Consider the following 8,989-nt stretch of genomic DNA (forward strand, 5'->3'; position numbering starts at 1 on the left):
AAGGGCTGGCGGTACTGGCCGAGATTGACGTGGGTCGGATGCTCGACCCAGTACTTCTGCAGGTCGACGACGATCTGCTTCTGCTTCGCCGGATCGGTCTCCTTGGCGAACTGGTCGCGCAGCTTCTCGATCGTCTGGTCGCACGGCCAGCCAAACATCGCCTTGTCGCACGAGGCGTTGAAGAAGCCGGCCATCACCGGGTTGAAGATGTCGGCGGCGGCCCAGCCGGTGATGAAGGCGTTCCAGCCGCCCTTGTCCGGCGGCTCCTTCTTGGTGCGCCGGCCGACCAGGGTCTGCCAGTCCATCGACTGCATCTCGACTTTGAAGCCCGCCGCCTCCATCTGCTGCTTGGCGACCGGCGCCATGTTGGTCAGCACGCCGAGGTCGGTCGACTGCATCAGCACGACCGGCGTGCCGTCGTAGCCGGCCTCCTTCAGGATCGCGCGGGCCTTGGCCGCATCCTGGTTGAGGATGCCCTGCATGCCCTCCTCGGTGGCCAGCGGCGTGCCGCAGACGAACATCGGCTTGCACACCTGGTAGTAGTTGGGATCGCCGATGGTGGCCTCGAGGAACGGCTTCTGGCCGAACGCCACCGAGGCGGCGTAGCGGATCTTCGGGTTGTCGAACGGCTTGTGCAGCGTGTTGAAGCGGAACGCGTACTGGTTGCCGAGCTTGTTGTAGTTGAACAGCTTGATGTTCTTGTCCTTGGCGAACAGCGGCAGCATGTCGAGGCTGGGCGCTTCCAGCATGTCGATCTCGCCGTTCTGCAGGGCGCCGACCTGGGTCTGCACGTCCGGGATCCACACCCATTCGATGCGGTCGACCTTGGCGAGCTTGGCGCCGGCCAGGCCCGACGGCGGCTCGGCGCGCGGCTTGTAGGTCGGGTTCTTCAGGAACACCACCTTCTCGCCCGGCTTCCACTCCTTGGCGATGAACAGGAACGGGCCCGAGCCGATCACGTCCTCGACCTTGATCTGGGTGAAGGGATCGGTGTCGGCCGTCTTCTTGGGCATCATGAAGGCGACGTTCGACGACGGCTTGGCGAGCGACTGCAGCACCAGGCCGTAGGGCTCCTTCATCTTCATCCTGAAGGTCCGCCCATCGACCGTCTCGAAGCCGGCGACCGAGGCCATCATCTTCTGGCCCATCGAATCGCGCGCACCCCAGCGCTTGATCGAGGCGATGCAATCCTCGCCAGTCACCGGCTTGCCGTCCGACCACACCAGCCCCTCGCGCAGGGTGAAGGTCCAGGTGAGCTTGTCGTCCGACACGCTCCACTTGTCGACCATCTGCGGCTTGACCTCGTAATTCTCGTCGAGCGCGAACAGCACGTCCCACACCATGTAGCCGAAGGCGCGCTGGACGTAGGCGGTGGTCCAGATCGGATCGACGATCTTGAGGTCCGAGTTCATCACCGCCTTGAGCGTGGTCTGCGCGCTTGCCGGAGCCGTCGCTCCGCCGAACGTCGCACAGGCGCTGGCCAGCACGGCGAGCGCGGTCATCGATTTCCTGAATTGAAGCATGGCTTGCCCCCTTACCCCGTCACCGAAGCAAAAATCGAGCCTCCCCCCGGCCGATAGTAGAAGCCGGCCGAGGGAAGCGGGCAAGACCGTTCGCACGTCAAATCTTGCGGATCGCGCCTGACCGTCGGCAGGCGGTGGTTCAGGCGGCCCTGGCCGCCTGGCTCATCACGCCCCGGGCGACGACCTCGCCGAAGCGCGCCGTGCCGAGCGGCCCGCCGATATCGGGCGTGCGCGTGGCGGGGTCGGCCAGTGCCTGGTCGACGGCCCGGTTGATCGCAACGGCCGCATTGCCGAGGGCGTTGTTGCGATGTCGGGCGCCGAGCCAGTCGAGCAGCATGGCGGAGGACAGGATCAGCGACACCGGGTTGGCGCGATCGCGGCCGGCGATGTCGGGCGCCGAGCCGTGCTGGGCCTGGGCGACGGCGTAACCGGCACCGGCGTTGAGGCTGCCGCCGAGGCCCAGGCTGCCCGACAGCTCGGACGCCTCGTCGGACAGGATGTCGCCGAACATGTTGGTGGTGACGATGACGTCGAAGCGCTGGGCGTCGCGCACCAGGATCGCGGCGGCGGCGTCGACGATCAGCTCGTCGAGCTCGATGTCGGGGAACTCGGCCGCCACCTTGCGCACCTCGCGCAGGAACAGCCCGTCCGTCACTTTCAGCACGTTGGCCTTGTGCACGGCGGTGACCTTCTTGCGCCGCCCGCGTGCCAGCTCGAAGGCGGTCCGCGTCACGCGTTCGCAGGCCTGCGCGGTGATCTTGCGCACCGAAAGCGCCATGTCCGGCGTCGGCATGAACTCGCCGGTGCCGGCGAACATGTTGCGATCGGCGTAGAAGCCCTCGGTGTTCTCGCGCACGATGATCAGGTCCATCGGCGTGTGCGACAGCGACAGGCCGGGCCGCGAGCGGCACGGGCGGATGTTGGCGTAGAGATCGAGCCCGATGCGGAACTCGGCCGACTGGTTGATGCCGCCCTCGGCGCGCATCGGGTAGTCGAAGGTCGACACCGGCCCCAGGATGGCGCCGTCGACGGCGCGGGCGCGCTCCATCACGGCGGGCGGCAAGGTGGTGCCCTGCGTTTTCAGCGTGCCGAGCCCGATCTCGTGAATCTCGTAGCGAATGTCGAGGCCGAAGGCCTCGTTGGCCGCCCGCAGGACGTTCAGTGTGGCAGCGGTGATCTCCGGACCGATACCGTCGCCGGGCATGACCACGATGTCCATTCAAGTTCTCCCCTTGCTTCTCGCCGGACACTCCAGGCCGGTCGCCTGCCTGGGCGCCGCGTCACCCCGGTGAAGACCTGGCACGTAGTCGTATTCTGCCGCCGCGTCGCGTGCAGCGCCTGAGCGGATACGCCGACCCAGGGGTTGACGAGCGATCGGGCCGTCGCCAGATCGCGCCAGGCGTTCACCCGGCGGCCAGCGCCGGCGCCGGCTTGCCTGGAGCGGGCTTCTCCGGACCCGGCGTGCCGTCGGGTTGCGGCTGGATGGCGTCGACCGGGCCCGAGGTCTGCAGCACGACGCGCGCGCCTTCCTTGGCGAACTCGATGCCGAGTCCCGGCAAGGTGCTCATCAGGCGCTTCACCGCCTCGCGCTGGATGGCCGCGGGATTGCCGGGCTTGGCCGTGAACTTGAAGCGGACGAGGACCGCGTTCTCGACGATGTCGGCGACGCCCTGCATCTTGAAGGGCGCCAGGATCTCGTCCTTGAACTGCGGCAGCTCGGCGACTTCCATGCCGATCTTCTTGGCCGCCTTGCGCAGCTTCTCGAGGTCGGTGTCGCGCGCGAAGCGCAGGTTGAACTTGGTCGTGATCCAGTCGCGGCTGAAGTTGGTGATCTGGCCGAGCTGGCCGAACGGGATGGTGTGGACCTGCCCGTTCTGGTGGCGCAGCTTGATCGAGCGCAGGGTGAAGCCCTCGACCGTGCCCTTGGCGCGGCCGGCATCGATGTACTCGCCGACCCGGAAGGCGTCGTCCGACAGGTAGAACAGGCCGGAGACGATATCGCGCACCAGGGTCTGGCTGCCGAACGAGATGGCGATTCCGAACACCGAGGCGCCGGCGATCAGCGGCGTGATGTCGATGCCGAAATCGCCCAGCGCGATCATCACGGCGATGAGGACGATCAGCACCGCCGCCGCACGGCGGAGCAGCGGCATCATGGTGCTGATGCGCGAGGCCGGCCCGGCCGCGGCGTCGCCGTCGGCGATCGCTGCGGCCGGATCCTTGCTCTTGCGCGCCATGTAGGGGTCGGTGGCGTACTTGAACAGCTCCCAGACCACGAAGGCGATGAACAGCGTCACCGCCGCGGTGCTCGACGAGTGCGTGAGCGCGGCCCAGCCGCTCTCGTCGACCAGGCCGAGGACGCCGACCACCCAGCTCTGGGCAATCGCCACCACCACGCCGATCAGCACGGCGACCCGCACGCAGCGGGCCACGACGTCGGGCAGCTTGGGCGTGTCGCCGGCCGGCGTGCGGCCCTTCAGTTGCGAATCCAGGCGGCGCACGAAGGCCTGCATGAAGGTCTCGAACAGCAGCAGGCCGACCACCAGCTCGAGGGTCAGCGCCATCGCCTGCCCGGTATTGGGGCGACCGGAGATGGCCCCGTACGACAAGGTCACCGCGAGACCGGCGAAGAACAGCGGCGCTCCCGGGATCCAGTGTCGGCCGACCAGCCCCATTACCGGGGCCACGACTGCCAGGCCGCCGAACCATTGCCGCGCCGACTCGCGCGATCCGTACGCCATCCACAGGAAGGCCAGGAGATAGATCGCAGCCGCCATGATCTGATAGCTCGCCAGGGCGTCGGGCGACGTGCCGAGGGCGCGAAGGACCGCCATCAGCAGCCGGCCGGTCGCCATCAGCAGCAGCACCGCCGAGATGCGCCCATACATCAGGCGCGCCTCGCGGTCGCCGGCGGTACACAGGCGGGCGGCCGGCATGTCGGGCTGCAGCACGACGCGGAACAGCAGCACGAACAGGCGCCATTCCCAGATTGCCGTCAGCACAGCGACCGCGAAGCGGTCCTGCGGCGCGCCGCCGGCGAACCACGCGCCGGCGGCGGCATGGCAGACCAGCCAGACGACCAGCACGCCGAGGCCATCGAGCGCCGCCACGGCGCCGAGGCTGGCCAGCGAGTGCAAGCCGTGCTCGGGCGCGACCTTGGCCGCGAGTCGGCCGCGCACCGACGCCAGCACCTGTCGCAGCATCGCTTCGGCTGCCACCGCCACGGCGGCGATGATGCCCAGCAGCAGAAGGAAGCCGCCCGCGCCGCGGCCGCCTTGCGCGCTTCGATCGAGTCGGCCGGGAATCGACCCGAGCTGGCCCAGCATGACGGGCGTGGCACTCAGCACGGCGTCGGCCCGCTCGAAGAAGACCGTGAAGGCGTTGGGCCCTTCCTTGGGCGGCACCTTGACGATCTTCGGCCCGGGCGGCGGCTTGCTCCCCTTGCCCTTGCTGTCGGACGCCGCCGGCTTGGCGACGGGCGGCGCGGTGGCGGGCGGCGCGGCGGCGGGCGCTGTCGCGCCCTCGGCCTTGAGCTTCTCGGCAACCGAGTTGCTGATCGCGTCGACCAGGGCGTCGAACTGCTGCTGCGTCATGCCCGCCGGCAACGCCGGAGGCGTGCTCTGCGCATGCGCCGGCGCGCCAAGCAGGGCGACGAGCACCGCCACGATCAAGATCCGGATCATGTGGCCATCCACCCCCAAGTTTCGCCGGCCATGGCGATACAGCGTCGCTCCGCGCGACCCGGCGTGCAAGTCGATTGCTCGGTCCAATCGCTCCGCTGCAGCGCGCGTGCACGAGCTTTGCGCCTCGCATCCTTCCAAATCAAGCCGGGCGCTGGGTCGGGACGTCGCCTGTCGACCCGGCATCTGGCCGTGACCGGCGATCGATCGTCAGGCGCCGAGAGCCGCCAGCAGCGTGCGCCCGCTCATGTAGATCAGGAGCAGCGAGCCCACGGTCCAGAAGGTAGCCCGGACCTCGTGTATCTGCGCCGTGAAGTAGGCAGCGAAGTGCAGCAGGCGGGAGACCACGTAGCCGTAGAGCACCCACCGGGCGAGCGCCAGGGACGGCTGCGTGAGAATGAAGAGGAAGCCTGCGGCCAGGAAGAACGGCAGGTTCTCGAGGTCGTTCATCTGGATCCGGCGGATCCGCTCGACCCGCTCGTTGGGCAGCAGCTGCGCCGGATCGGGCACCGGGTTCAGGGGCGTCTTCTTGAGATCCTCGGGCGACCGGTAGCCGCCCTTGGCCTCCATCATGCGGACCACGGTCAGCCACGACATGGCGACGACCTTGAGGATCATCAGGCTGGCGGCGATGGCGTAGGTCGCGAGCAGCGGGTCGTGCAGGCCTAGCTTCTCCATTGGTCCCCCCAAGTGCTTGCCGGCCATCATGCCATGCAAAGTGATGAGGACGAACGCCGCACGCGGGCCACTCGGCCGCCTCCTGCTCCTGCCAACTGCGCTATTGCACGATGAGGCCTCCGGCCGTTCGCGCCCGGTCGGCGTCGTTCGCCGGCGCGGCGCCGTAAAGCCGGACACACTCGCAGCTGAACTGCGACGGGCTTTCGTAGCCGACGCGAAAGCCGGCCCGCGCCGCCTCCAGCCTCTCGGCGATCATCAGCCGGCGGGCTTCTGCAGGCGCAGCTGGGCGCGATAGTGCAACGGGCTGAGCCGCGTCACCGACTTGAAGTACGCATGCAGCGAGGACGGACTCATCCCCGCATGCTCGGCCAGCGCCTCCATCGTGAGCGGCTCGCGGTAGTGCGATTTGATCCAGCCGATGGCGCGCGACACCCGTGCGAGGCTGCTGTCCTGCGACGCGATGTACTGCATCAGCGCCGCCGTCGATCCCGTCAGCAGGCGATAGGATTTCCCGCTCGACCAGCGGCGCCAGGACAGGGATGTCGGCCGGCGCCTCGAGCAGGGCCAGCAGGCGGGTGAAGGCATCCAGGAGACTCGGTATCAGGCGATGCAGCGCCAGGCCCGCCGTTTCGCGGCTCGACGCCGGCATCCCCATCTCCAGGCTGAGCGCGCGCAGCGTCGCCAGGTCGAGTTTGTACTGCAGGCAAACTCTTGGTCCGCCGCGCCGACGCCAGCGGGCCGGCTATCGCGACCGGTAGAGTTCCCGGGGGCTGCGGTTGCGGCAGATATCGTCGATCTCCGCCCGCGACAGGTTGGGCGGGGCCGAGGCGATCTCGCCCTGCTCGAGCAGCTCGCAGACGCGGGCCATCTCCTCGCCGACTTCCCAGTTGCCGACCTCCGCCATGGCGAACAGACCCAGGAGGATCCAGAGCATGGGCGACCAGACGAGGCCGCGCAGCTCGTTTACAGCCCGCCGCACCCACGAGCCTTGCCCTGTCGAGACAACCTCGCCAGCCGAGCGTCCCAGGCGCCGATGGACGTCGTTCACGGCGACAACCTGGCGCAATCTCACAGGTCGGCGAGGGACGGCGAGCGTCCGACCCTCCGGGCACGCCGCGGCCGGGACTCCGAGACCCCGTTGTCGAAGCGCATGGCGGGCACGGCGACGACGGCGAGCAGCTGAGCCGCCACGAAGAGCGCAAACGCAAGGTTTTCAAGCAGAGCTTCCATCATGGCCTCCGGTCGATGTCGATGAGGCCATTCAAGCCCATGACCATGGAGCGGAGCGTCCGCGGCGCGTTACGGAATCGTGATTTCGTCGGGCTGAAGGGTGAAAAGTGTGGAATTCGCGGCTCGGCCGGCAAGCTGCCGTCCCGGCCCCCGGCGCGTGGTTCCGGCAGATCGGGAATCGCTCTAGCATGAGCGGATGAGAAGAGTTGGCATGCTGCTGGCGATGGCAGTGCTTGCAGGCCCGGCGCTGGGCCAGACCCGGGTGGGAGCCCAGGCGACAAATCCGGTGACCTGCGGCGCCTTGAAGGGCGAGTCCTCACGCAACGAGTCGACCTCGCAATGGACGATCTCGGGGCCCTCGGGCAAGACCACGGAAACCGGCGTCCTGAAGAGCGGCCCGCGCTTCGAATGCCTGGACGGCGCCATCCTGACCCTGGAGTTCGCCTCGACGGCGGGGCACGGCGTCTTCGAGGCGTACTTTCCCGACGGCACCACGATCAGCTACGGCCGCCAGCAGATTAACCGCCGCGGCGGCCGCGTCGTCCTGCCCATCCAGGCGAAGGCGCGCATCGCCGCTCCCTGGCGCGCCGCCTTCGACTATCACTGCCGCCTCGACATGCCGGCCGACCCCATCCCGGCCAGCGCCCGGGGAGACTGCATCTTCTAGAGCGCGCAGCCTGTTCCCGCCGCCCGCTCGACGCTGCCCTCGGGGAGGAACGAGGCATCGATGATCAGGCGCATGCCGTCACGCAGCGATCGGCGGAGGCCCGAGCCTGGCGAAACCGTGCGGAGCCGCGCGGCCTTCTCCAGACTCCTGATGCAGCTTCGTGACACCTGCAGCTCGCTCGCCAGAAGCCGATCGGCACGCAGCCCGATCGGCCGGGGCACCCGGCATTCGATCTCCAGCACCTGGACCGGCCCCGAACTCTCGGAGAGCGCGCGCCTGGCAACCGAAACGTCGTCGAATTCCTGCACATGCCCGGTCCAGCGCTTCAGCGCCGCGACGTCGAAGGCGAGGCTGCGGACCAGATCGGGCTCGTTGGCCTGTAGCGACAGCAGGAACTGGCGATCGAGCGCGGCGACCTCCAGGCGCTCCACGACGGGCCGGTTCCAGGTGCCGTCGCAGGCCGTGCATCGATAGATCAGCCAGGCATCGATGCGCCGGCCATTCGCATTGACCCGGATCTTCCCGCTGCTGCGAAATCCGCGGGGACCGCGACATCGGCTGCAGTTGAGCCAAGGTCGAGGGGCTGTCTGAGGAGCGATCGACCATTGCACGCGTAAGGTATTGAACACGCCGGCTTGCTCTTCCCGTTGGGAAGCCCGGCGAAGCAGCGGCAAGAGCGAGGCCCACGAAGGGCGCGGCGTGGCAGAGGCAGGAGTCGAGAAGCGGACAGAGCGCAGCCCGGTCGGCGGTCGGATGGACGCGCGCGGTCAGGCAATGCCAAACCGGTCTCGAACCGCCGCCCCGACGAGCTCGTGCGCAAAGACAAACGGCGCCGCATGAGCGTCGCCGCACGATCGGGGAACTGCTGAGACCGGCGATTACTTAGGCAAGGGGTCTCGACCGCTTTCTGCTGACGGCGCACTGGGTAGCCGAGGGGCCGGGGTTTGACAAGCCGGCATGCCCGGCACTCAGGCCACGATCATCGATCGGCTCGCGTCAAGCTGGCAGACGGGCACCAACGCACGCGGTAGGCGAACCGTCGCGCCCGTCTCGACCAATCGTGCCTTGCCGATGATCAGGTCACGTCACCCTGAAGTTCTTGAACTGCCACGGGTCCTTCTTGTCGATATCCTCGGGGAACAGTCCGCCGCGGTCCTTCAGCGGCGTCCAGTCGCTGTACTTGCCGACCACCGGGCCGAGATAAGGCATGC

9 protein-coding genes and 1 pseudogene are annotated in these 8,989 nt (G+C 68.2%); 1 reads left to right on the forward strand and 9 read right to left on the reverse strand.

From position 1 onward, the window contains the following. From AB7O82_RS34640 to AB7O82_RS34675, 8 genes and pseudogenes are all read right to left on the reverse strand, one after another. Positions 1–1,523: ABC transporter substrate-binding protein (locus tag AB7O82_RS34640; RefSeq protein WP_428621489.1), on the reverse strand; the 1,523-nt coding region annotated here is incomplete at its 3' end. Positions 1,524–1,662: 139 nt separating this feature from the next. Beyond that, positions 1,663–2,742, reverse strand: coding sequence for an isocitrate/isopropylmalate dehydrogenase family protein (locus AB7O82_RS34645; protein ID WP_428552653.1), 1,080 nt, complete (start codon positions 2,740–2,742; stop codon positions 1,663–1,665). 184 nt (positions 2,743–2,926) lie between these two features. Further along, positions 2,927–5,206 (reverse strand): mechanosensitive ion channel family protein, encoded by a 2,280-nt coding sequence (locus AB7O82_RS34650; protein ID WP_428621490.1) that lies wholly within the window; start codon positions 5,204–5,206, stop codon positions 2,927–2,929. 207 nt (positions 5,207–5,413) lie between these two features. Then, entirely contained in the window at positions 5,414–5,881 is a 468-nt protein-coding gene (locus AB7O82_RS34655) for an MAPEG family protein (RefSeq protein ID WP_428621491.1), read from the reverse strand. A gap of 100 nt (positions 5,882–5,981) precedes the next feature. Next, positions 5,982–6,137 carry a hypothetical protein gene (locus AB7O82_RS34660; RefSeq protein ID WP_428552642.1) on the reverse strand — a complete coding sequence of 52 codons (156 nt, stop codon included), beginning with the start codon at positions 6,135–6,137 and terminating at the stop codon, positions 5,982–5,984. Further along, positions 6,137–6,466: a TetR family transcriptional regulator gene (locus tag AB7O82_RS34665; RefSeq protein ID WP_428621493.1), complete on the reverse strand. Its 330-nt coding sequence runs from the start codon at positions 6,464–6,466 to the stop codon at positions 6,137–6,139. Before AB7O82_RS34665 ends, AB7O82_RS34660 begins: the two co-directional genes overlap by 1 nt. Further along, positions 6,444–6,584 (reverse strand): annotated as a pseudogene (locus AB7O82_RS34670) (hypothetical protein); the annotation flags it as partial. The gene AB7O82_RS34665 and the pseudogene AB7O82_RS34670, both read right to left, overlap by 23 nt. 39 nt (positions 6,585–6,623) lie before the next feature. Continuing rightward, a complete protein-coding gene (locus AB7O82_RS34675) occupies positions 6,624–6,929 on the reverse strand; it encodes a hypothetical protein (protein ID WP_428552636.1) in 306 nt (101 codons plus the stop codon). A 393-nt stretch (positions 6,930–7,322) separates the two neighbouring features. Between AB7O82_RS34675 and AB7O82_RS34680 the strand changes: the two genes are divergently transcribed. Continuing rightward, positions 7,323–7,778, forward strand: coding sequence for a hypothetical protein (locus AB7O82_RS34680; protein WP_428552631.1), 456 nt, complete (start codon positions 7,323–7,325; stop codon positions 7,776–7,778). Here the strand turns inward: AB7O82_RS34680 and AB7O82_RS34685 are convergent. After that, positions 7,775–8,452, reverse strand: coding sequence for a DUF1062 domain-containing protein (locus tag AB7O82_RS34685; protein ID WP_428621495.1), 678 nt, complete (start codon positions 8,450–8,452; stop codon positions 7,775–7,777). The two genes, AB7O82_RS34680 and AB7O82_RS34685, sit on opposite strands and share 4 nt — an antisense overlap. Between the last annotated feature and the right edge of the window lie 537 nt (positions 8,453–8,989).

This window comes from Reyranella sp., from assembly GCF_050185545.1.
GTDB lineage: Bacteria > Pseudomonadota > Alphaproteobacteria > Reyranellales > Reyranellaceae > Reyranella.

Excerpts from the sequence above, each read along its gene's own strand:
- AB7O82_RS34645 (WP_428552653.1), bottom strand. The coding sequence starts at position 2,742 with ATGGACATCGTGGTCATGCCCGGCGACGGTATCGGTCCGGAGATCACC.
- AB7O82_RS34650 (WP_428621490.1), bottom strand. The coding sequence starts at position 5,206 with ATGATCCGGATCTTGATCGTGGCGGTGCTCGTCGCCCTGCTTGGCGCG.
- AB7O82_RS34655 (WP_428621491.1), bottom strand. The coding sequence starts at position 5,881 with ATGGAGAAGCTAGGCCTGCACGACCCGCTGCTCGCGACCTACGCCATC.
- AB7O82_RS34660 (WP_428552642.1), bottom strand. The coding sequence starts at position 6,137 with ATGATCGCCGAGAGGCTGGAGGCGGCGCGGGCCGGCTTTCGCGTCGGC.
- AB7O82_RS34665 (WP_428621493.1), bottom strand. The coding sequence starts at position 6,466 with ATGCCTTCACCCGCCTGCTGGCCCTGCTCGAGGCGCCGGCCGACATCC.
- AB7O82_RS34680 (WP_428552631.1), top strand. The coding sequence starts at position 7,323 with ATGCTGCTGGCGATGGCAGTGCTTGCAGGCCCGGCGCTGGGCCAGACC.